This is a genomic window from Hydrogenophaga pseudoflava (genome assembly GCF_031020795.1).
Classification (GTDB): Bacteria; Pseudomonadota; Gammaproteobacteria; order Burkholderiales; family Burkholderiaceae_C; genus Hydrogenophaga; species Hydrogenophaga pseudoflava_A.
Map to the genome: position 1 here is coordinate 177,137 of NZ_JAVHJP010000001.1, position 21,041 is coordinate 198,177.

The window sequence follows — 21,041 nt, forward strand, 5'->3', positions numbered from 1 at the left end:
GGTTTCTGCGAATGTTCCGGCCTTTGACTTCGATCAAGGCCGATACCATTGAACTCAAGCAGACTAGCGCCAGACCTGTGAAGGCGGCGCTGAACCCTCAGACCGTTTTTCTGGTTGTCTCCTCGGGTCCTTTTCGAAATCCCGATTTCATCGGACCCCTTCAAGCCCTCGCTGCAAAGTGAGGGCTTTTTTTATGGGCCTGAGCCCGGCCGGCCAGGTGATCAGTGGGGTTCCACCGGCCGCCCCCTGGCCAGCAGTTGTTTGAGCCTGGGCAAAGCCACCAGCATCGCGGCCCGGCCCGCTTCGATGGATCGCTGGCGCGAGGCGAAATCGGCGCTGCCCACCCCCGCCAGAGCAGGCCGCACGACCACGTCGGCACGCAACAGCTCCAGCCGGTTGATGCTCTGCCCCATGATCGCCGTGGTCTTGGGCAGCAGGCTGAACAGGCCCCCGGCGGGGATGTCCTGCGGATCGGCCGAAATGTCGATCGCCAGCACCACCTCGGCCCCCATCTCTCGCGCCTGCCGCACCGGCACCGGCGCCACCAGGCCACCGTCAACGTACTCCCGACCGGAGATCGATACCGGGTTGAACACCCCTGGCACCGCGCTGGACGCGCGCACCGCCTGCGCGGTGTCGCCCCGGCGGAACAGCACGCCGCTGCCGTTGGACAGATCGGTCGCCAGGATGCCCAGCGGCAGCGCCATCTGCTCGATCAGCCTGCCGTCCACCGCCTGCCGCACATAGCGCGCCAACGCCTCGCCCCGCAGCAGGCCACGGCTGGCGAGGGGCATGGTCCAGTCCGTCAGCAGCGCCTCGTCCATGCCCTGCGCCACACGCTCGAGTTCGGCCGCGCCCTTGCCGCTGGCGTAGAGCGCCGCCACCAAGCTGCCGGCGGAGGTGCCGGCGACCACATCGGGGCGGATGCCGTTCGCCTCCAGCACCTGGATCACGCCCACATGGGCGAAACCGCGCGCCGCGCCGCCACCCAGCGCCAGTCCCAGCCTGGGTGGCCGCTGGGGCGCCTCCACCACGGGCGGGGTCACCACCGGTGGCTGCGTGGGCGGTGCCACGGTCGAACAACCAGCCAGCAACGCCAGCACCAGGGCATTGACCCAGATCAAGAATCTCTTATCAAGAACCATTCGCATTTGTGTTAGCATCCGCCGCAATTCATTCCCCACCCTGAAAGACAACCCATGCGCCAACTCGCCGTGCTCCCGATTGTCCTGGCTGCCGCCACGTCCCTGAACGCCCTGGCCCAGGACAAGGTCCTGAACCTGTACTCCGCCCGCCACTACCAGACAGACGAGGCGATGTACGAGAACTTCACCAAGACGACGGGCATCAAGATCAACCGGGTGGACGCCGACGACGCCGGCATCGTGGCCCGCCTCAAGGCCGAAGGCAGCGCTTCGCCGGCCGACGTGATCATGCTCGTGGACGCCGCCCGCATGGCCAGTGCCGACAAGGACGGCCTGTTCCTTCCGATCAAGTCTGCCAAGCTGGACGCCGCAATCCCGGCCAACCTGCGTGCCGACGCCACCGGCGAGGGCGTGACCTGGACCGGCTTCTCCACCCGTGCCCGAGTGATCGTGTACGACCCGCTGCGCGTCAAGGCCGCCGACGTCGCCACCTACGAACAGCTGGCCGACCCCAAGCTCAAGGGTCTGCTGTGCACCCGTTCCGGCTCGCACCCCTACAACCTCTCGCTGTTCTCGACCGTGGTCGAGCGCCTGGGCGACGCCAAGGGCGAAGCCTGGCTCAAGGGCCTGGTCGATAACATGGCGCGCGCACCCAAGGGTGGCGATACCGACCAGATCAAGGCCGTGGCGTCCGGTGAATGCGGCGTGGCCATCACCAACACGTACTACGTCGCACGCCTGGTCAAGTCCAGCAAGGCCGACGAGAAGGAAGTGATGGAGAAGGTGAAGGTGGTGTTCCCCAACCAGGGCACGACCGGCACGCACGTCAACATCGCCGGAGCCGCCGTGGCCAAGCACGCCAAGAACAAAGACAACGCCATCGTCTTCATGGAGTACCTGTCCAGCCCGTATGCACAGGACTACTTCGCCAACGGCAACAACGAGTTTGCGGCCGCCAAGGGCGTGAAGATCGAGAACGCGGCCCTCAAGTCGATCGGTGGTGACAACTTCAAGGCCGAGCAGATTCCGCTGGGCGTGGTGGCCAAGAACATGGTGAAGGTGCAGCAGATGCTGGACCGCGTCGGGTACAAGTGATCGCCTGAAAGCCCGCTTTTCGCGGGCTTTTTTGTGGGCGATAATTGACGTTTACGTTAACGTCAATTCCACCCTTCGAGGAGCAGCACATGGAGATTGCAGGCAAGGTTTTCATCGTCACCGGCGGCGCATCGGGCCTCGGTGAAGGCACGGCGCGCATGCTGGCCGCCAACGGCGGCACCGTCGTGATCGCCGACATGCAGATCGAAAAAGGCGAAGCGGTCGCCAAGGAGATCGGCGGCGCCTTCGTCAAGTGCGACGTGAGCAACGAGGCCGACGGTCAGGCCGTGGTGGCCAAGGCGGTGTCGCTGGGCAAGCTCATGGGCCTGGTCAACTGCGCCGGCATCGCACCGGCCGAAAAGACCGTGGGCAAGAACGGCGCGCACTCGCTGGCCGTGTATACCAAGACCATCATGGTCAACCTGGTGGGCAGCTTCAACATGATCCGCCTTGCCGCCGACGCCATGTGCAAGAACGAGCCTGAGGCCACGGGCGAGCGCGGCGTCATGATCAGCACGGCCAGCGTGGCCGCGTACGACGGCCAGATCGGCCAGGCGGCCTACGCCGCGTCCAAGGGCGGTGTGGTCGGCATGACGCTGCCCATCGCGCGCGACCTGGCCCGCAACGGCATCCGCAACATGACCATTGCCCCCGGCATCTTCGGCACCCCCATGCTGTTCGGCATGCCGCAGGAGGTGCAGGATGCGCTGGCCGCCAGCGTGCCCTTCCCCAGCCGCCTGGGCACGCCCCAGGACTACGCCAAGCTCGCCAGGCACATCATCGAGAACGACATGCTCAACGGCGAGGTGATCCGCCTGGACGGCGCGATCCGCCTCGCCCCTCGCTGACAAGGCCCACCCCCGCCGCGCTTCGCGCGCCCCCCTCCAGGGGGCGATGCGAGTGGCCCGGCAAAGCCGGTTCCACCGCATCCTGGGCGGGATGTCTTGCGCCAGAGGGTTCTTCCCTGACCATGCCGAGCTTCTGGCGGGCTCAGCGATAGGCTGTGCGGGCCTGCTTGAGGTCGATGCGGCCCTGCACCACCTTCTCCAGGGCATCGTGGCGCAGGCTGCGCATGCCCTCGCGCACCGCCACATCGAAGATCTCGGTCGGCCTGGCGCGGGCCTGGATCAGTTGCCGGATGGCCCGGCTGTTCTGCAGAATCTCGTAGACCCCCAGGCGGCCCTTGTAGCCCTTGCCGCCGCAGTGGTCGCAACCCGCCGCGTGGCGCACCACGACCTCGCCTGGGGTTGCCGCGCCCGCGGCCGCCAGCAGGCGCTCCTGCGCCTGGGCCAGTCCGAGCTCACTGCCTTCGCGGTACTCCTCCAGCAGCGCTGTCCAGGCGGCGGCATCCAGCGGCCCGGGCTGTGAGCAGTGCGTGCACAGCGCCCGCACCAGGCGCTGGGCCACCAGTCCCAGCAGCGAGTCGGCGAAGTTCATCGGGTCCATGCCCAGGTCCAGCAGGCGCACCACGCTCTCGCAGGCGTTGTTGGTGTGCAGCGTCGAGAGCACCAGGTGCCCTGTCAGCGAGGCCTCGATGGCGATCTTGGCCGTCTCGGCGTCGCGGATCTCGCCGATCATGATGATGTCCGGATCGGCGCGCAGGAAGCTGCGCATGGCGCTGGCGAAGGTCAGGCCGATCCTGGCGTTCATCTGGACCTGGCGCAGCCCGGCCTGCGTGATCTCGATCGGGTCCTCGGCGGTCCAGATCTTCTTGTCGGCTGTGTTGACCTCGGCCAGCATCGAATGCAGCGTGGTGGTCTTGCCCGAGCCGGTCGGCCCCACCGCCAGCACCATGCCGAAGCTGCGCCGCGAGAAAGAGGCGATGGTCTCCAGGTCGCGCGGTTGCAGGCCCAGCCGCGGCAATGCGATGGGTTTGGCCGATTCGAGCAGGCGCAGCACCACGTCTTCCAGGCCGTCGTGGGTGGGCATCACCGCCACCCGCAGTTCCAGTGCGGGCCCGCCGAATTCGGCGAAGTCGATCTTGCCGTCCTGCGGGCGCCGCCGCTCGGCGATGTCCAGCCGCGCCATGATCTTGATGCGCGACACCAGCGGCGCGCGCAGCTTCGCGGGCAGCCACAGGTAGGGCTCGAGATCGCCGTCGCGGCGAAAACGGATGGCTGTCAGCGCCTCCCCGGGGTTGGACTCGATGTGGATGTCGGAAGCATGCACGCGCTGCGCCTCGGTGATCATCTGGTTGACCAGGCGCACCATGCCGGCCGACTCGCTGGCCGAAGCCATCTGCTCGGACTCGGCCGCCGAGCCGACCTCCACCATCGCCTGCATCACCAGGTCGTCCACCAGCGCATGCCCCACCACGTCGACCTCGCCCTGCGCCGACAGTCGCCGGCGCGCCTCGTCGACGATGACCGGCGCGCTGTGCGCCTGGGCCGCGCGTTCGACCCGGTCCTGCACCTCCAGCCGCCGCTCGATCGCTTCGCGACTGGCCCAGACCAGCGCCACGGTGTGTCCCGTCGAAGAGCAGAGCGTACGTCGCAGCGCTTCGCTGGTAGGCGCCCAGGACGCCACGAAGAACTGGTCGGCGGCCATGCCCAGCGGCAGCACGGTATGGGTGTGGGCCAGTCGCAGGGGAAGGATGTCGAATGCGCCACGCGCGACCTCGAAACCCAGTGCCTCGATCTCCACAACTCCGGCCACCCGGGCCAGCGCCCGGTGCAGCTCCTCGTCGGTCAGCAGCAGCCGGGTGACCAGCTCGTGGCAGCGCGACCGGCACAGATCGGGGTCCTCGGCTTCCAGGGCTGCCACGGTCCCGTGGTCGAGGATGCGCAGCTGCAACAAGGCCTCGCGCAGGCTGAGGATGGGCCAGCGGTGCTGCCACTCGATGGCCTGCATCAGTTGCGGGAGGTTGTGCACCGGTCCTGGCGTCGAGGCGCTCGGGGCGGGGGACGGCGAGGCAGCGGGAGGCATCTGTGTCATCAGCGTTTTCCTTGTGGTCGAAGCGACTTGCCGTTATGGTCAAGATACCCCAGGGAGCGTCGCTGCGGTTTGACCATGGGCAAGCGCCTGTGCGACCGCCACCACAGAGGACCACACGATGAACCTTTCCATGAAAGACCGCACACCTGCACCGGTTCGGCTCGTGCTCATCCTTGCCGTCGGCGCGATCATGGGGGCCTGTGCCGGATCGACGGACACGCACCGGTTGACCGGCGTGGCATCGTCACCGGCACAGCCCGAATTGGCTTCTGGCCTGCAGTCCAAACCCGGCTGGGAGTTCGCCCTGCAGGCGGTGGCGGCCGCCAACCCGCTTGCCGCCGAGGCCGGATTGCAGGTGCTGCGGGCCGGCGGCAGCGCGGTGGACGCAGCCATTGCCGTGCAGATGGTGCTCACCCTGGTGGAACCGCAGTCCAGCGGCATCGGCGGTGGCGCCTTTCTGCTGCACCACGACGGCCGCCGTGTGCAGGCCTTCGACGGGCGCGAGACCGCACCCGCGGGCGCCACCTCCCAGCTCTTTCTGGCCGGCGACGGCAAGCCGCTGCCTTTCATGGACGCGGTCGCCTCCGGCCGTTCGGTGGGCACGCCGGGCGCTGTCGCCATGCTCGCGCTCGCCCACCGCCAGCATGGCCGGCTGCCCTGGGCCAAGCTGTTCGAACCGGCCATCGCGCTGGCCGAGCAGGGTTTTGCCGTCAGCCCGCGACTGCACACGCTGCTGGCGGCCGAAAGCGCGCTCAAGGCCGACCCGGTGGCCACCGCCCATTTCTACCGCCCCGACGGCACGCCGCACCCGGTTGGCCATCTGCTGAAGAACCCCGAGCTGGCGGCCGTGCTGCGCGAGATCGCGACGCTGGGTCCGAGGGCGCTGCATGAGGGCCGGGTGGCGCAGGCCATCGTGGACAAGGTGCGCCAGCATCCATCGGCACCCGGCACGCTGTCGCTGGACGACCTGGCGCGTTACCAGCCCCGCGAGCGTGAAGCCCTGTGCATGGACCACAGGGCGGCGGCCCGGGCGCTGCGCATCTGCGGATTTCCGCCGCCCAGCTCGGGCGCCATCGCGGTCGGGCAGATACTGGGGCTGCTGGCCCGCACGCCGCACGGCGCCGCGCCGCTGCACACAGCGCCCGGCGCCGACTGGCTGCATGCCTACATGGAAGCCTCGCGCCTGGCGTTTGCGGACCGGGCGCAGTACCTGGCCGATCCGGACTTCGTGGCCGCCCCGGCCGGCCGCTGGGACAGCCTGCTGCAGCCGGCCTACCTGGACGAACGCGCGCGCATGATCACGCCGGCCCGCGCGCCGCAGGTCGGCCCGGGTCGTCCTGGCGGTGCGCCACTGGCCCACGCGCCCATGCCCATCCAGCCGGAGTACGGCACCAGCCACATCAGCATCGTGGACCGCTTCGGGAACGCGCTGGCCATGACCACCACCATCGAGGCCGGCTTCGGATCGCGCCTGATGGTGAACACCGGACAGGGCCGCAGCGGCGGCTTCCTGCTGAACAACCAGCTCACCGACTTCAGCTTTGCCCCGACCGATGCCCAGGGCCAGCCCATCGCCAACCGGGTGGAGCCGGGCAAGCGGCCGCGCTCTTCGATGTCACCGACATTGGTGTTCGACAAGGCCACGGGCCAGTTGCTGATGAGCGCGGGCAGCCCGGGAGGCGCGCTCATCATCCACTTCACGGCCAAGACGCTGCTGGGCACACTGGGCGGCGGCCTGACGCCCCAGGCGGCCATTGATTTGCCGAACTTCGGCACGCTGGGCGGCCCGGTGATGCTGGAAGCGAGCCGCTTTCCGGCGGCGACGGTGCAGGCGCTGCAGGCCAAAGGCCACACGGTCAGCGAAACCGCCATGCCCAGCGGCCTGCAGGCGATCCAGCGCGGGACCAAGGGCGGCCGACCGGTGTGGCTCGGCGGCGCCGACCCGCGGCGCGAGGGAGTGGTGGCCGGGGACTAAACGTCGATCGCGCTGGCCGACCCGGCCCGCTTGCGCAGCTCGAACTTCTGGATCTTGCCGGTGCTGGTCTTGGGCAGCTCGCCAAACACCACGTAGCGCGGCACCTTGAAGCCGGCCAGGTGCTGCTTGCAGTGCTTCACGATGTCCTCGGGCGTGGTCTGCGCGCCGAACTTCAGCTCGACGAACGCGCAGGGCGTCTCGCCCCACTTCGGGTCGGGCCGTGCCACCACCGCGGCGGCCAGCACGTCGGGGTGGCGGTACAGCACGTCTTCCACCTCGATGGAAGAGATGTTCTCGCCGCCCGAGATGATGATGTCCTTGCTGCGGTCCTTGATCTTGAAGTAGCCGTCGGCGTACTGCACCGCCAGGTCGCCGCTGTGGAACCAGCCGCCGGCAAAGGCCTCCTGCGTCGCCTTCGGGTTCTTGAGGTAACCCTTCATGGCGATGTTGCCCTTGAACATGATCTCGCCCATGGTCTCGCCGTCCTGCGGCACCGGCTGCATGGTCTCCGGGTTGAGCACGCGCACGTCGCGCTGCAGGTGGTAGCGCACGCCCTGACGCGCGTTCAGCCGGGCACGCTCGCCGATGTCGAGCGCGTTCCAGGCGTCGTGCTTGGCGCACACCGTGGCCGGTCCGTAGACCTCGGTCAGGCCATACACATGGGTCAGGTCAAAGCCCATCTGCTCCATGCCCTCGATCATCGAGGCCGGCGGCGCCGCGCCGGCAACCATGGCCTTGACGCCCGCGGGAATGCCTTCCTTTATCGCCGCCGGCGCATTCACCAGCAGGCCCTGCACGATGGGCGCGCCGCAATAGTGCGTGACGCCGTGCGCGCGCATCAGGTCGAAGATGGTCTGGGCCTCCACACGACGCAGGCACACGTTGACGCCCGCGCGTGCCGCCACCGTCCAGGGGAAGCACCAGCCGTTGCAGTGGAACATGGGCAGCGTCCAGAGGTACACCGCGTGCTTGGGCATGTCCCATTCGAGGATGTTGCTGATCGCGTTCATGGCCGCTCCGCGGTGGTGGTAGACCACACCCTTGGGGTTGCCGGTGGTGCCGCTGGTGTAGTTCAGCGCGATGGCGTCCCACTCGTCGCCGGGCAGCTGCCAGGCGAAGCCTGGGTCGCCGCCGGCGATGAAGGCCTCGTAGGTGGTGCCGCCGATGGTCTGGCTCTCGCCAGTGAACAGGGCATCCTGCACGTCGATCACCAGCAGCGGTGTGGTGGCCTGGCGCAGCTTGAGCGCCTTGGCCATGGTGCCGGCGAACTCGGGGTCGACGATCACGGCCTTGGCCTCACCGTGGTCGAGCATGAAGGCGATGGCTTCCGGGTCCAGCCGGGTGTTGAGCGCGTTGAGCACCGCACCCGCCATCGGCACGCCGAAGTGGGCCTCCACCATCGGCGGTGTGTTGGGCAGCATCACCGCCACCGTGTCGTTCTTGCCGATGCCGGCCTTTTGCAACGCGCTGGCCAGCTGGCGGGTGCGGGCATAGGTCTGGGCCCAGGTCTGGCGCAGGCTGCCATGCACGATGGCCAGCCTGTCGGGATAGACCTCGGCGGTGCGCTCGATGAAAGACAGCGGCGAGATCGGCGCGAAGTTGGCTTCGTTGCGGGGCAGGTCCTGGTCGTAGATGCTCGTCATGCGTTTCTCCGTGTTCAGAAGGGTCGTTGGGCGAGAATAGCCCGGTGGCCATACCGCAATCTTTCATCCAGGAACTGCTCAACCGCGTCGATGTGGTCGACGTGGTGGGACGCTACGTCCAGCTGAAGAAAGGCGGTGCCAACTTCATGGGGCTGTGCCCGTTCCACGGCGAAAAATCGCCGTCGTTCAGTGTCAGCCCTACGAAGCAGTTCTACCACTGCTTCGGCTGCGGGGCCAACGGCAACGCCATCGGTTTCCTGATGGAACATGCCGGCATGAACTTCGTTGAGGCCGTCAAGGACCTGGCCCAGCAGGTCGGACTGCAGGTGCCCGAAGACGATGTGTCGCCGCACGAACGCGAGCGCGCCGCCCAGCAGCGCCAGAAGCAGGCCACGCTGACCGATGTGCTGGAGAAAGCGGCCAAGGCCTACCAGAAAGACCTGAAGGCCTCGCCGCGCGCGGTGAACTATCTCAAGGGGCGCGGGCTGTCGGGCCAGATCGCCAAGGCGTTCGGCCTGGGATATGCGCCCGAGGGCTGGCGACACCTGGCCAGCGTGTTCCCGGACTACAGCGAGCCGCTGCTGGTCGAGTCGGGCCTGGTCATCGAGCACGAGGACGAAAAAGGCCAGGACGGCGAGACGAAGCGCTACGACCGTTTCCGCGACCGGATCATGTTCCCGATCCGCAATGTCAAGGGCGAGTGCATCGGCTTCGGTGGCCGTGTGCTCGACAAGGGCGAGCCCAAGTACCTGAACTCCCCCGAAACCCCGGTGTTCAGCAAGGGCCGGGAGCTGTACGGACTGTTCGAGGCCCGCACCGCCATCCGCCAGCACGGCTACGCCCTGGTGACCGAGGGCTACATGGACGTGGTGGCCCTGGCCCAGCTGGGATTTGCCAACGCGGTGGCGACGCTGGGCACGGCCTGCACGCCTGACCACGTGCACAAGCTGTTCCGATTCACCGACGCCGTGGTGTTCAGCTTCGACGGCGACGCCGCCGGCCGCCGCGCGGCGCGCAAGGCGCTGGACGCCGCCCTGCCGCTGGCCTCCGACACGCGCAGCGTGAAGTTCCTGTTCCTGCCGCCCGAGCACGACCCGGACAGCTACATCCGCGAACACGGCGCCGACGCCTTCGCCAGCTTCGTGAAGCAGGCGCTGCCGCTGTCGAAGTTCCTGGTCGACGCCGCCAGCGCCGACTGCGACCTGGGCACGGCCGAGGGCCGCGCCCGCCTGTCGAGCCAGGCCCGCCCGCTGTGGGGCGCCCTGCCCGAGGGCGCGCTCAAGCGGCAGTTGCTGGGCGAGCTCGCGCAGCAGATCGGCATCGGCACCCCGGACCTGCAGCAGCTGTGGCAGCGCGACGAGCGCGGCCCGCGACGGGCAAGGGAAGAGCGTCAGCCGCTGGCCCCGCACCCGGCCCAGCCGCCGGCCAACGGTGCACCTGTGCAGTACCCGGCCGCCGTCCCCGCCCCGCCCGCTCAGCGCGAGCAGGGGGCCTGGAGCGCCCCGGCCGAAAACCGCAGCCGCGGCGGGTGGGGCGGCGGCGGCCGTGGCAACTGGCGCAAGGGCCCGCCACCGCCGCCCCGCATGCTGGGCCGCCAGACCGCCAGCAAGAGCCGCACCGACCGGGCGGTGGGCCTGCTGCTGGCCAACGCCGCCGCCTGGGACCGTCTCTCGGCCGACGACCACGCGATGCTCGCCCACCTGCCACCGCCCCACGGCCCGGTGTTCGCCTGGCTGGAAGCACAGCTGCACGAACACGGCGCGCAGTCGTGGGCGGCGCTGCGTGAAGCCCTGCGGGGTCAGGTTTTTGAAGCCTATGTCTGCGCGGAGGTGGAACAAGCCACCATCGCAGCCGACAGCGATGCCGAGCGCGAGGAACTTGCCGGGGTCATGGAGTTGCTGCGGCGCGACGCGCTGGAAACCCGTGCCAAGCAGCTGGCCGCCCTGGCGCAGCAGGGCGATCGCGCGGCATACGAGGAATTCAAGCGGGTGACCGAACTCTTGAAAGCACTGAATTCAGGCCACGCGGTATAATCTCGCGTTTTGCACCGCAAGCGCGACAGCAGCACCTCCGGCACCGGCCACCCCCCAGCACAGGGGTTTCGGATACAGACATCCCGGCCACCTCGGCGCCCCCGGCCCGACGGAACCCCGCAAGGACTGCACACCAAATGTTCGCCCACACAGCTTGCAGGTCCGCCCTTCCCCGGCGAAGTGCGGGCCCCAGTGTTTGACTCGCCCGACAAAAACCACCGGATTTGCGCCCACACGGCGGAATTCTGGCGATTTTTGTGTGTCTCAGCCGGTATCTTTCCTGACGTTTTTTGAGGTTCCCATGCCCGCGAAGAAAGCCAGTACGCCTGCCCCCAGCACCAAAGCCGCCCAGAAGTCCCCTGCCAAGGCCGCGCCTCCGGAGCCGAAAAAGAAAGCCTCTGCCCCCGTGACCGACAAAGCCCCCGCCAAGAGCGCCACCAAAGCCACCAAGACCGGCAAGACCAAGGCCGAAGAACTCGACACCGTCGACGCCGACGAACCGGCGAAGAAGAAGCCAGGCCGCCCCGCCAAGGCCGCCGCCGACAAGCCGGCCGCCAAGCGCGGCCGCAAGCCCAAGGCCGCAGCCAAGGAAGAGAGCGACCTGGACGATGCCGACCTGAGCGACATCGAAGAGGATCTGGGCGAAGAGGTTGTCGAGGAAGTGGCCGACCCCGCGGCGCCGGCCGAGAAGGTCAAGCCGCTGCGCATGAAGATCAGCAAGGCCAAAGAGCGCGCGCTGATGAAGGAATTCGGCCTGGACGAAACCGTCCTGTCCGAAGAAGAAGCCAAGCTGCGCCGCGAACGCCTCAAGACCCTGATCAAGCTGGGCAAGACGCGCGGCTACCTGACGCACGGTGAGATCAACGACCACCTGCCCGACAAGCTGGTCGAGGCCGAGACGCTGGAAGTGGTGGTCTCGCTGCTCAACGACATGGGTGTCGCGGTCTACGAACAGACACCGGACGCCGAGACGCTGCTGCTGTCCAACGCCGGCCCGACCGCCGCGACCGAAGAGGAAGCGGAAGAGGAAGCCGAAGCCGCCCTGTCCACCGTGGACAGCGAATTCGGCCGCACCACCGACCCGGTGCGCATGTACATGCGCGAGATGGGCACGGTCGAGCTGCTGACGCGCGAGGGCGAAATCGAGATCGCCAAGCGCATCGAAGGCGGCCTCAACGACATGATGGCCGCGATCAGCGAAAGCCCGGCCACCATCGCCGAACTGCTGGCCATGTCCGAGGAGATCCGTGAAGGCAAGGTCGTCATCTCCACCGTGGTCGACGGTTTCGCCGACGCCGACGCGGCCGACGACTACGTGGCCGAAGAAGACTTCGACGACTACGACGAAGCCGACGACGACGATGGCAAGGGCGGCTCCAAGGCCCTGACGCGCAAGCTCGAAGAACTCAAGCGCGAAGCGCTGGAGCGCTTCGACACCATGCGCAACCTGTTCGAGAAGCTGCACAAGATCTACGACAAGGAAGGCTACGGCACGCCCTCGTACATCAAGACCCAGCAGGCCATCACCGAAACGCTGATGACCATCCGCTTCACCGCCAAGGCGATCGAGAAGCTGTGCAGCACGCTGCGCGGCCAGGTCGACGAAGTGCGCAAGAAGGAGCGCGAGCTGCGCCGCATCATCGTGGACAAGTGCGGCATGCCGCAGGAGAAGTTCATCGCCGACTTCCCGGCCAACCTGCTGAACCTCAAGTGGGTGGAGAAGCAGGCTGCGGCCGGCAAACCCTGGAGCACGGTGATGGAACGCAACATCCCGCCGATCCAGGAACTGCAGCAGGGCCTGATCACCATCCAGAACAGCGTGGTGGTGCCGCTGACCCACCTCAAGGACATCCACAAGCGGATGAACGAGGGCGAGGCCAATTCGCGCGATGCCAAGAAGGAGATGATCGAGGCCAACCTGCGCCTGGTGATCTCGATCGCGAAGAAGTACACCAACCGCGGCCTGCAGTTCCTCGACCTGATCCAGGAAGGCAACATCGGCCTGATGAAGGCGGTGGACAAGTTCGAATACCGCCGAGGCTACAAGTTCTCGACCTACGCCACCTGGTGGATCCGCCAGGCCATCACGCGCTCGATCGCCGACCAGGCGCGCACGATCCGCATCCCGGTGCACATGATCGAGACCATCAACAAGATGAACCGCATCAGCCGCCAGCACCTGCAGGAGCACGGCTTCGAGCCCGATGCGTCCATCCTGGCCGAGAAGATGGAGATGCCCGAGGACAAGATCCGCAAGATCATGAAGATCGCGAAGGAGCCGATCTCGATGGAAACCCCCATCGGCGACGACGACGATTCGCACCTGGGCGATTTCATCGAGGACCAGGCCAACACGGCGCCGATCGAGGCGGCCATGCAGGCGGGTCTGCGCGAGGTGGTCAAGGAGATCCTGGACAGCCTGACGCCGCGCGAAGCCAAGGTGTTGCGCATGCGTTTCGGCATCGAGATGTCGACCGACCACACGCTGGAAGAAGTGGGCAAGCAGTTCGACGTGACGCGCGAGCGGATTCGTCAGATCGAGTCGAAGGCGGTGCGCAAGCTCAAGCACCCGAGCCGTTCAGACAAGCTGCGCAGCTTCATCGATTCGCTGTAATCCGTTTCAGCGGTTCACTTTGCAGAACGGGGGCCTTCGGGCTCCCGTTTTGCTTTCTGCTCTCCACCTTGGTTGGGCAGTGCCTGAATCGCCGGGTATCCGACTCCGCTCATGTCCCCCGAACCGGCTGCGCCGGTTCTCCTCCTTTACTTCGCTGCGCGGACACCCGACGCTTCAGGCACCACGAGGTTTCGGCTCACCAACAGTGGTGCGCCACCACCTCGCCGGTTCGGTGCGTGCGGGTGCCCTGCAGAGCGAAGTAAAGGAGGAGGCGGCCGCAGGCCGCCGGGGGACATGAGCGGCGCAGGGCACCCGTGCGCACCGAACCACCCCACAAAAGCAGGCACGAAAAAGGGGCCGCAAACGGCCCCTCTTCAACGCAAGAACAGGAACAACCGGTCAGACCGTCTCCAGCGCCAGCACGCCAGTAGCGGTGTTGGAAATCGGGATGTGGTAGTTGCTGTGCACCTTGCGCACACCCGACGCGGACACCGTCAGCGCCGCCCGCATCGCAAGCCACATCAGCAACTCCACACCCTGCGTGCCCGCCTTCTCAACGAGTTCGAGATCGCTGAACTGCGTCGCCCACTCCGGGTTGGTCTCCATGCTGTCCAGGAACTGAAGGTCGAACTGCTTGTTGATGAAGCCTGCGCGCTCGCCGTCCAGCTGGTGCGACAGGCCACCGGTGGCCATCACCGCCACACGTTTGCTGCTGTCCCAGCTCTGGATCGCCTCGCCCACCGCCTTGCCCAGCTTGTAGACGCGCTTGGCGGTCGGCAGCGGGAACTGCACCGTGTTGATGTTGATCGGCACGATCTGCACCGGTGCCACCTCGTGCTCGGGCCAGAACAGCTTGAACGGCAGCGTGCAGGCGTGGTCCACCAGCATTTCCTGGCAGGTCACGATGTCGAACTCCTTGGCGATCAGCTCGCGTATCAGGTGCCAGGACAGATCCGGACAGCCCGGAATCGGCGGCAGCGTCGGGATGCCCCAGCCCTCGTCGGCGTTGCTGTAGGTGGCCGCCGCGCCCACGGCGAAGGTCGGCATCTTGTCGAGGAAGAAGTTCAGTCCGTGGTCGTTGTAGAACACCACGACCACGTCGGGCTGGACCTTGCCCAGCCACTGGTGGATGGGCGGGAAACCGTCGAAGAAGGGCTTCCAGTACGGCTCGTTCTGCTTGCCCTTGTGGATGGCGCCGCCGATGGCGGGGATGTGCGATGTGGCCAGGCCACCGATGAGTTGTGCCATGTTGATGTCTCCTGGTTCAGCACTGTTCGTTCGCAGCCACGAGCTTGGCTTTGAATTGGTCTTTGGTCATACCCGTCTGCTGGGCACCGATGTCCTGCATGTCCAGCCCGAAGATGCCGGCGAACTTGGCCAGGTAGTAGGCGTTGCCGCCGGCCGCGATCAGGGCCAGCACCTGCTTGGAACGGATCGCCTCGGCCTGTTCCTGGTTCAGGCCGTACTGCTGCATGTAGGCCTCGGGGTCGGCCACGAACGCATCGCGGTTGGCCTTGTGGTTGAAGGAGAAGCACATCTTGTTCAGTGCGTAGCCCTTCTGGGCCGCGCCACCGTCGAACGGCGTGGTGCCGGGAATGGTCTTGCTCATGGATGTCTCCTGCGTGGGGTGGGTTGACGTGGGTCAAGCCGGAGTATTCCGCCCGCATTGCCAAAGATAAACAGATGAATGATCATCTGACGCATGAGTGATTTCGATTGGTCAGACCTCGACGCCCGCCTGCTGCAGCTGCTGGTGGCCGTCGTCGAGGCGGGCAGCATCACCGGCGCGGCGCAGTCCCTGGGCGTCACGCAGTCGGCGGTGAGCCACCAGCTGGACAAGCTGCGCGCCATCACCGGCGACCCGCTGTTCGTCAAGAGCGGGCGCGGCATCGTCGCCACGGCCCGCGCGGCGGGGCTGGCGGTGCAGGCGCGCGAGCTGCTGCGGCAGCTGCAGGGCTTTGCGCAGAGCGGCGCCTTCGACCCGGCGCGCTGGAAAGGCACGGTCACCGTCGCGGCCAACGACTTCCAGCGCGAGGTGCTGCTGCCGGCCCTGGCGCAGCGGCTGCGCGAGCAGGCGCCGGGCCTGGCGCTGCGCATCATCCCGTCCGACGTGCCGAGCCTGGAGATGCTGCGCGATGGCGTGTGCGACCTGGCGATCAGCCCGCGCCCGCCCGAGGGCAGCGACATCGTGCAGAAGCGCCTGTTCGAGGACCGCTACGTCGTCTATTTCGATGCCAGCCTGCGCACGGCACCGGCAACGCTCCAGGACTACCTCGCGGCCGACCACATCACCGTGGTCTACGAGCCCCGTCGCACCCTGCACCTGGACCGCACGCTTGAAGCCCGCGGCCTGCACCGCCGCTTTGCGGTGATGGTGCCGGGCTTCGGCGCCCTGCCCGCCTTCCTGCGCGGCAGCCCGCTGCTGGCGACCGCGCCCTCGCTGCTGGCCGAACGCTTCATGGCGGGTTTCGGCAGCTGCGAGGTGCCCGTGCCCTGCCCGTCGCTGCCGATGTACCTCATCTGGCACCGGCGCCACCAGGACGATGCCGCCCACCGCTGGCTGCGCGAGCGGGTGGCCTCGAACACCCCGCCCGTGGCCTGAGCGCACTACCGGATCGTGGGAACACACCCCGATAAAATCCCGGGCTTCTTTCGACTCTGTGCAGAACGCAGAACATGACCCACGCCTCTGCGTCCACCCTCAACGGGGAAGCCGCGCCCCGTCCCTCCCGACCCGCCCGCTACTGGCTGCTGCGCGGGCTGGCGCTGGCCCTGCTGCTCGCCTCCTGCGGCTACTTCGGCTACCACCTCTGGGACAACCTCCACCAGCTGCCGCCCATTGAATGGGGCTGGTCGGCCGTCGGCGTCATCGCGCTGGCGGTGCTGGGCTGCCTCAGCAGCGTGCCGCTGATCGCACTGATGTGGCAACTGCTGCTGCGCGACCAGGGCGTGAAGCTGCCCTACCGCCAGGCGCTGCAGATCATCGCGGTCTCGCAGATGGGCAAATACCTGCCGGGCAACGTGGGCCACTTCGCGGGCCGCGTGCTGCTCGGCAGCCAGGCCGGCATCCCGGCGGGCAAGACCATCGCCACCATGGCCATGGAAACCTTCTGGGTGCTGGGCATCAGCGGCATCTTCGCCGTGGCGGCCCTGCTGTTCGTGGTCAACGACCTGCACGAAGGCCTGGTGGACACCAACCACCCGGGGTACCTGGCGGCCGTCGCCGTCACCATGCTGATCGCACCCTTCCTGGCGGTGCGGGTGGTCAACCGCCTGCTGCCGGGCCTGAGCCGCAAGCTCGGCCGCGGCCAGCTGCTGACCGAGCCGCGTCTGCTCACGGCCATGGCGGTGGCGGGTCTGATCGCCTTCTCCTTCGTGGTGCTCGGGGCCGTGGTGGAGCTGCTGGCGGCCGAGCTGTTCCAGCACCCCGAGATCAATCTGCTGGAAATGGTCCTGCTGTTCGCCGTGTCGTGGACGGCCGGCTTTCTGGTGCCCGGGTCACCGGGTGGCATCGGCGTGCGCGAGGCGGTGATGATCCAGCTCATGGGCCCGGCCATCGGCCTCGAAACCGCGCTGGGCGTGGCCCTGGTGATGCGCCTGTGCTCCATGGGAGCGGATGCGCTGGCCTTCGGTACCGGGCTGTTCTTCCGTCCGCGTCCGTCACCGGACCCGGCGTGAGCTGAACCGGGGCCCGCGAACCTCAGGCGCCGGGCAGCGTCACCGTGACGGCCAGCCCGGGCTTCGCGTTGCGCACCGCAAAACTGCCGCCATGGGCCTTCGCCACCAGGCGGCACAGATAAAGCCCCAGTCCCACACCACCGGCCGCACGGGTGCGCGCACTGTCCGGGCGGTAGAAGGCCTGCGCGAGGTGGGCCAACTGTTCATCGGGCACCCCGGGTCCGTGGTCGCGCACCTCGATCACCACCCCGCCCGCCTCGGGCGTGATCGTCACCGAAGGCGGTTCGGCGGCGTCGGCTCCGTGGCGCAGCGCGTTGTCCACCAGGTTGCGCAGCAGCAGCCGCACGCGCGAGGCATCCACCGGCACAGCCGGCATGCCCTCCGGAGCTTGCACCGCCACCTTGGCCGCGGCCGGGTGCCGCGCCTGGAGCTCACCGATCACCTGCCGGGCCAGCGCGGGCAGGTCGGTGGGCGCGCGCTGCAGCGCCGTGTGATTGCCGGCCAGCCGCTCGCTCTCGAGCAGGTCGCTGATCAGCGCGGCCATCTCCTGCAGGTCGCGCAACAGGGCGTCGCGCTGCGGGTTCACGTCCGCGGTTTCGGGCAGCAGCTCGGCGTTCAGGCGCGCCCGGGTCAGCGGGCTGCGCAGCTCGTGGCTGATCGCCAGCAGCAGCGCGCGTTTGGCTTCGAGCATCTGGTGGATGTCCTGGCCCATGGTGTTGATGGTGGTCGCAAGCTCGCCCAGTTCGTCGGGACCGTGGATGCAGCGCTCGGGAATCGGCTGGCTGAAGTCGCCCTTGCCGAAGCGGCGCGCTCCCTCGCCGATGGCGTCGAGCGGTTTGAGCAGGTGCCGCACGTACATCCAGGCCAGCAGCGTGAGCACCAGCAGCCCGGTGAGCGCGAAGCCGATCATGCGGGGCTTGCGCTCGAAAGCCTGGCCGTTGATGCCGAAGGTGAGCACATGACCGTCGGCGGTGGTGCGCTGCAGAATGCCCTGCCAGTCAGGTCCGTTGTCGGCATCGTCGCCCCGCCGTGACAGCCCTGCGTCGGGTTTGTCCCGCAGCCAGTCGGGAGGCGGCTGGTCGGGGTGCGACGACCAGTTGATCTGCGGGCCGGTGATGGAGATCGTCAGCGGCAGGCGCCCGATGATGGCCCGCGCGCGTTCGACGCTGGGCGTCGGCCCACCCGCGGTGCACTCGCGGGTCAGCTGGTCGACGTAGTCCATGAGCAGCGGGCGCGCGGCTTCGCGCCAGCCCATCGTGAACGCCCGCTGGGCGCCGGTGAAGAACACGAAGGTCATGCCCGCCGCCAGCAGCAGGAACACCAGCACCATGCGCAGCTTGATCGAGTGCGCCACACGGTGCTTGGCCCGCTTCCAGGCCGAGATCTTCTTGCGGTTCATTCGGATTCCCGCCGCAGCGCCAGCGAGTAGCCCGCGTTGCGCAGGGTCTTGATGCAGTCCAGCGGTTCCAGCTTCTTGCGCAGGCGGCTGACCACGATGTCGACCGCGCGCGTGTAGAGCTCGGCCTCGTGACCGCGCAGCTGGTTGAGGATGTCGTCGCGGCTGAACACCTTGCCGGGTTCGCGCGCCAGCATGGCGAGCAGCTCGTACTCGGTGCCGGTCAGTTCGATCGTCTCGCCCTGGCGCATCACGCTGCGGCGCGCGGTGTCGATCTCCAGCCCCTCGAACTTCAGCGTCGGCGCGGCGCTGAGCACCGCCGTGTGGCCGTTGCCGTTGGGCTTGAGGCGGCGCAGCACGGTCTGGATGCGCGCCACCAGCTCGCGGGGCTCGAAGGGTTTGGGCAGGTAGTCGTCGGCACCGATCTCCAGGCCGACGATGCGGTCCATCACCTCGCCGCGCGCGGTCAGCATGATGATCGGGATGTCGCTGTCCTTGCGGATGGTGCGGCACAGCTCGAAGCCGTCCATCTCGGGCAGCATCACGTCCAGGATGGCGGCGTCGAAGCCGCCGCTGCGCAGCTGGGCCAGTCCGGCGCTGGGCCGCGTGGCATGGACCAACTGGATCTCGAAGCGCTGGAAGTAGGTGGCCAGCGGCGGTCCGAGGTTTTCGTCGTCGTCGATCAGCAGGATGCGGTTCATCGGATCATTCTGACAGGGCGCGGTGGCGGACGATGAGCCGGCGCAGCCGGTCCTTCTCGGTGCGTTCGAGCGCATCGAAGCGCTCACCCACCGCCAGCAGTTCCGGCAGCATCGGAACAGCCTCGACCGGCTCGCGCCGTGAGAAACGCGCCCACAGGGCGAGCGCGTGTTCCCGGTCGAACTGCGGGCCCCAGAACAGGGTCAGCAGCTCGGCGTGCGGATCGTCGGCGTCGGCCAGCAGGGCCGCCGTGTGCGGGCGGACCTGCCGTGCGATCGCGTGCAGGGCGTCAGCCACGGCCCCACCACCCATGGCCACGGCGCTCCAGCTTCTCGCGCACCTGCTTCTGCTGCTCGGGGTTGAGGCTGTCGTAGAAGTCGCCGAAGGCGGCCACCACTTTCGGCCCCTGGCCCTGCAGCACGGTGGTTTTCTGCTCCAGCATCTGCTGCGCCTTGCTGCGGTCGAACTTGTCACCGGCGATCAGCGCGGCCATGTCGGCGCGCGGATTGGCCGACTCGCCGCGAAAGGCCTTGCGCGAGGCGATCATCTCGTCGGCCAGCGCACCCAGCTTGGCCTTCTGTTCGGCGTTGAGATCGAGCTTGCTGCTGATCTTCTCGATCGCCTTGCCGCGCACCTCGGTGACGCGCTCGTCGCTCCAGCCGCGGGCGTGGTCGCCGCGCGTGCCGCACGCGGTCAGGCCGCCGAGCACGACGGTAACGGAGGCCAGGGCGATCAGGCTTCTCTTGATCCAGGGTTTCATGGCGGTGCTCCTTCGAAGGAACGTGTTGAACATGACCGCCATGGTGCCGGGCGCCCTACCCCGGCGGGTGTCGGCGCGGTCTCGCTTTTTTTCGAATTGTTTCGCCCCCGGCACCCCGGACCCGGACCAGGTAGTCGGCCAGGTGGACCCCCAGCCGCTCGGCCACCACCCGCGCCATGCGGGGCTGCGCGCGGGTGGCGCTGATGGCCACACCGACCGTCTGCGGCTGGGCACTGCGGTCCTGCAACGGGATGAAGCGCAGCTGGCCTTTGAGGATCTCGGGGCCGGCGTCGAGTTCGGAGGTGAGCGCCACATGGCTCCCGCTGCGCACCAGTCGCTTGACCAGCTGCAGCGAGTTGGTGACCAGCGGGGGCCGCGCCTCCTGCAGCAGCCAGTTGTGGCGCTTCTCCAGATAGCGACGAATCGCCAGGGCCCGGCTCTGCGCCGCCAGCGGCCAGGCGGCCACGTCCTTGAACCCGACCTCGGTCTGCGCCGCCAGCGGGTGGTCCGGCGCGACCACACAGCCCAGCGGCAGATCGGCGCTGGCCACCATGTGCAGATCGCGCGAGGGCTTGAGGTTGAACACGATGGCCAGGTCGACCTCGCCCTCGCGCAGGCGCTGCACCGCCTCGTCCGGGCTGAGCACGTCGATCTCCAGCACCACCCCAGGGTACTCCTGCGCCACCAGCTGCACGAACTCGGGCAGGAAGCCATTGGTGTGGCTGTCCATCGCCGCCAGCCGCAGCTGACCGTGGCTCACGCCCTGCAGGTGCTTGATGTCCGAGAGCGTGCGGTTGAGGTCGGCCTTCCAGCGCTGCGACAGCGCCAGCAGCAGCTCGCCGGCAGCCGTCAGGCGCATGCCGCGCGGCTGGCGCTCGAACAGCGGCAGTCCGAGACCTTCTTCGAGCAGCAGGATGTGCCGGTCGATGGCGGAGGCCGAGATCGACACCTCGCGCGCCGCCGCCTGCACCGAACCGAGCTGGGCCACGGCCGCCAGATAGCGCAGCGCCTTGGGATGCAGCAGGCTGTTGAGGTTGCTCATCTGTTCCAAAAATCAGCACGCAATGTG

General features: G+C 67.8%; 17 protein-coding genes. 7 read left to right on the plus strand and 10 right to left on the minus strand.

What is annotated here, in order from left to right:
• Positions 1–221 precede the first annotated feature (221 nt).
• On the minus strand, positions 222–1,151 hold the full coding sequence (locus RCO38_RS00855) for a patatin-like phospholipase family protein (protein ID WP_308326411.1): 930 nt from the start codon (positions 1,149–1,151) through the stop codon (positions 222–224).
• A gap of 48 nt (positions 1,152–1,199) precedes the next feature.
• On the opposite strand from RCO38_RS00855, the gene RCO38_RS00860 reads away from it, so the two are divergent.
• Both RCO38_RS00860 and RCO38_RS00865 read left to right on the plus strand, forming a co-directional pair.
• Complete coding sequence (locus RCO38_RS00860; protein WP_308326412.1) at positions 1,200–2,240, plus strand: extracellular solute-binding protein; 1,041 nt, start codon at positions 1,200–1,202, stop codon at positions 2,238–2,240.
• 89 nt (positions 2,241–2,329) lie between these two features.
• Positions 2,330–3,088 (plus strand): 3-hydroxyacyl-CoA dehydrogenase, encoded by a 759-nt coding sequence (locus RCO38_RS00865; protein ID WP_308326413.1) that lies wholly within the window; start codon positions 2,330–2,332, stop codon positions 3,086–3,088.
• Between the two features lie 142 nt (positions 3,089–3,230).
• Here RCO38_RS00865 and RCO38_RS00870 read toward each other — a convergent pair whose 3' ends face one another.
• The gene (locus RCO38_RS00870) at positions 3,231–5,174 is read right to left on the minus strand and encodes a GspE/PulE family protein (protein WP_308326415.1); all 1,944 of its coding nucleotides are present in this window, start codon (positions 5,172–5,174) and stop codon (positions 3,231–3,233) included.
• 130 nt (positions 5,175–5,304) lie between these two features.
• Between RCO38_RS00870 and RCO38_RS00875 the strand changes: the two genes are divergently transcribed.
• Complete coding sequence (locus tag RCO38_RS00875; RefSeq protein WP_374694492.1) at positions 5,305–7,149, plus strand: gamma-glutamyltransferase family protein; 1,845 nt, start codon at positions 5,305–5,307, stop codon at positions 7,147–7,149.
• Here the strand turns inward: RCO38_RS00875 and RCO38_RS00880 are convergent.
• Entirely contained in the window at positions 7,146–8,792 is a 1,647-nt protein-coding gene (locus tag RCO38_RS00880; protein WP_308326416.1) for an acyl-CoA synthetase, read from the minus strand. The two genes, RCO38_RS00875 and RCO38_RS00880, sit on opposite strands and share 4 nt — an antisense overlap.
• A gap of 44 nt (positions 8,793–8,836) precedes the next feature.
• Between RCO38_RS00880 and dnaG the strand changes: the two genes are divergently transcribed.
• Positions 8,837–10,825 (plus strand): DNA primase, encoded by a 1,989-nt coding sequence (gene dnaG / locus RCO38_RS00885; RefSeq protein WP_308326418.1) that lies wholly within the window; start codon positions 8,837–8,839, stop codon positions 10,823–10,825.
• Positions 10,826–11,126: 301 nt separating this feature from the next.
• On the plus strand, positions 11,127–13,439 hold the full coding sequence (gene rpoD, locus RCO38_RS00890; RefSeq protein WP_308326420.1) for an RNA polymerase sigma factor RpoD: 2,313 nt from the start codon (positions 11,127–11,129) through the stop codon (positions 13,437–13,439).
• Positions 13,440–13,838: 399 nt separating this feature from the next.
• Here rpoD and RCO38_RS00895 read toward each other — a convergent pair whose 3' ends face one another.
• Both RCO38_RS00895 and RCO38_RS00900 read right to left on the minus strand, forming a co-directional pair.
• Complete coding sequence (locus RCO38_RS00895) at positions 13,839–14,687, minus strand: class III extradiol dioxygenase family protein (RefSeq protein ID WP_308326421.1); 849 nt, start codon at positions 14,685–14,687, stop codon at positions 13,839–13,841.
• A gap of 16 nt (positions 14,688–14,703) precedes the next feature.
• Positions 14,704–15,048 (minus strand): protocatechuate 4,5-dioxygenase subunit alpha, encoded by a 345-nt coding sequence (locus RCO38_RS00900; protein ID WP_308326422.1) that lies wholly within the window; start codon positions 15,046–15,048, stop codon positions 14,704–14,706.
• 93 nt (positions 15,049–15,141) lie between these two features.
• Between RCO38_RS00900 and RCO38_RS00905 the strand changes: the two genes are divergently transcribed.
• Both RCO38_RS00905 and RCO38_RS00910 read left to right on the plus strand, forming a co-directional pair.
• A complete protein-coding gene (locus tag RCO38_RS00905; protein WP_308326423.1) occupies positions 15,142–16,041 on the plus strand; it encodes a LysR family transcriptional regulator in 900 nt (299 codons plus the stop codon).
• A 74-nt stretch (positions 16,042–16,115) separates the two neighbouring features.
• Positions 16,116–17,117 carry a lysylphosphatidylglycerol synthase transmembrane domain-containing protein gene (locus RCO38_RS00910; protein ID WP_308326424.1) on the plus strand — a complete coding sequence of 334 codons (1,002 nt, stop codon included), beginning with the start codon at positions 16,116–16,118 and terminating at the stop codon, positions 17,115–17,117.
• Positions 17,118–17,139: 22 nt separating this feature from the next.
• Here the strand turns inward: RCO38_RS00910 and RCO38_RS00915 are convergent, their stop codons facing one another.
• Genes RCO38_RS00915 through RCO38_RS00935 form a run of 5 tightly spaced genes read right to left on the minus strand, consistent with a single transcriptional unit; the run spans position 17,140 to position 21,014 of the window.
• On the minus strand, positions 17,140–18,516 hold the full coding sequence (locus RCO38_RS00915; RefSeq protein ID WP_308326425.1) for a HAMP domain-containing sensor histidine kinase: 1,377 nt from the start codon (positions 18,514–18,516) through the stop codon (positions 17,140–17,142).
• Positions 18,513–19,214 (minus strand): response regulator transcription factor, encoded by a 702-nt coding sequence (locus RCO38_RS00920; RefSeq protein WP_308326426.1) that lies wholly within the window; start codon positions 19,212–19,214, stop codon positions 18,513–18,515. The genes RCO38_RS00915 and RCO38_RS00920 overlap by 4 nt, the downstream gene beginning before the upstream one ends.
• A gap of 4 nt (positions 19,215–19,218) precedes the next feature.
• The gene (locus RCO38_RS00925) at positions 19,219–19,509 is read right to left on the minus strand and encodes a hypothetical protein (RefSeq protein WP_308326427.1); all 291 of its coding nucleotides are present in this window, start codon (positions 19,507–19,509) and stop codon (positions 19,219–19,221) included.
• On the minus strand, positions 19,502–19,972 hold the full coding sequence (locus RCO38_RS00930) for a Spy/CpxP family protein refolding chaperone (protein WP_308326428.1): 471 nt from the start codon (positions 19,970–19,972) through the stop codon (positions 19,502–19,504). Before RCO38_RS00930 ends, RCO38_RS00925 begins: the two co-directional genes overlap by 8 nt.
• 55 nt (positions 19,973–20,027) lie before the next feature.
• The gene (locus tag RCO38_RS00935; RefSeq protein WP_308326429.1) at positions 20,028–21,014 is read right to left on the minus strand and encodes a LysR family transcriptional regulator; all 987 of its coding nucleotides are present in this window, start codon (positions 21,012–21,014) and stop codon (positions 20,028–20,030) included.
• Positions 21,015–21,041 lie beyond the last annotated feature (27 nt).

Coding starts and splice junctions, on each gene's coding strand:
- RCO38_RS00855 (WP_308326411.1), bottom strand. CDS start 1,151: ATGCGAATGGTTCTTGATAAGAGATTCTTGATCTGGGTCAATGCCCTG.
- RCO38_RS00860 (WP_308326412.1), top strand. CDS start 1,200: ATGCGCCAACTCGCCGTGCTCCCGATTGTCCTGGCTGCCGCCACGTCC.
- RCO38_RS00865 (WP_308326413.1), top strand. CDS start 2,330: ATGGAGATTGCAGGCAAGGTTTTCATCGTCACCGGCGGCGCATCGGGC.
- RCO38_RS00870 (WP_308326415.1), bottom strand. CDS start 5,174: ATGACACAGATGCCTCCCGCTGCCTCGCCGTCCCCCGCCCCGAGCGCC.
- RCO38_RS00875 (WP_374694492.1), top strand. CDS start 5,305: ATGAAAGACCGCACACCTGCACCGGTTCGGCTCGTGCTCATCCTTGCC.
- RCO38_RS00880 (WP_308326416.1), bottom strand. CDS start 8,792: ATGACGAGCATCTACGACCAGGACCTGCCCCGCAACGAAGCCAACTTC.
- rpoD (WP_308326420.1), top strand. CDS start 11,127: ATGCCCGCGAAGAAAGCCAGTACGCCTGCCCCCAGCACCAAAGCCGCC.
- RCO38_RS00895 (WP_308326421.1), bottom strand. CDS start 14,687: ATGGCACAACTCATCGGTGGCCTGGCCACATCGCACATCCCCGCCATC.
- RCO38_RS00900 (WP_308326422.1), bottom strand. CDS start 15,048: ATGAGCAAGACCATTCCCGGCACCACGCCGTTCGACGGTGGCGCGGCC.
- RCO38_RS00905 (WP_308326423.1), top strand. CDS start 15,142: ATGAGTGATTTCGATTGGTCAGACCTCGACGCCCGCCTGCTGCAGCTG.
- RCO38_RS00910 (WP_308326424.1), top strand. CDS start 16,116: ATGACCCACGCCTCTGCGTCCACCCTCAACGGGGAAGCCGCGCCCCGT.
- RCO38_RS00915 (WP_308326425.1), bottom strand. CDS start 18,516: ATGAACCGCAAGAAGATCTCGGCCTGGAAGCGGGCCAAGCACCGTGTG.
- RCO38_RS00920 (WP_308326426.1), bottom strand. CDS start 19,214: ATGAACCGCATCCTGCTGATCGACGACGACGAAAACCTCGGACCGCCG.
- RCO38_RS00930 (WP_308326428.1), bottom strand. CDS start 19,972: ATGAAACCCTGGATCAAGAGAAGCCTGATCGCCCTGGCCTCCGTTACC.
- RCO38_RS00935 (WP_308326429.1), bottom strand. CDS start 21,014: ATGAGCAACCTCAACAGCCTGCTGCATCCCAAGGCGCTGCGCTATCTG.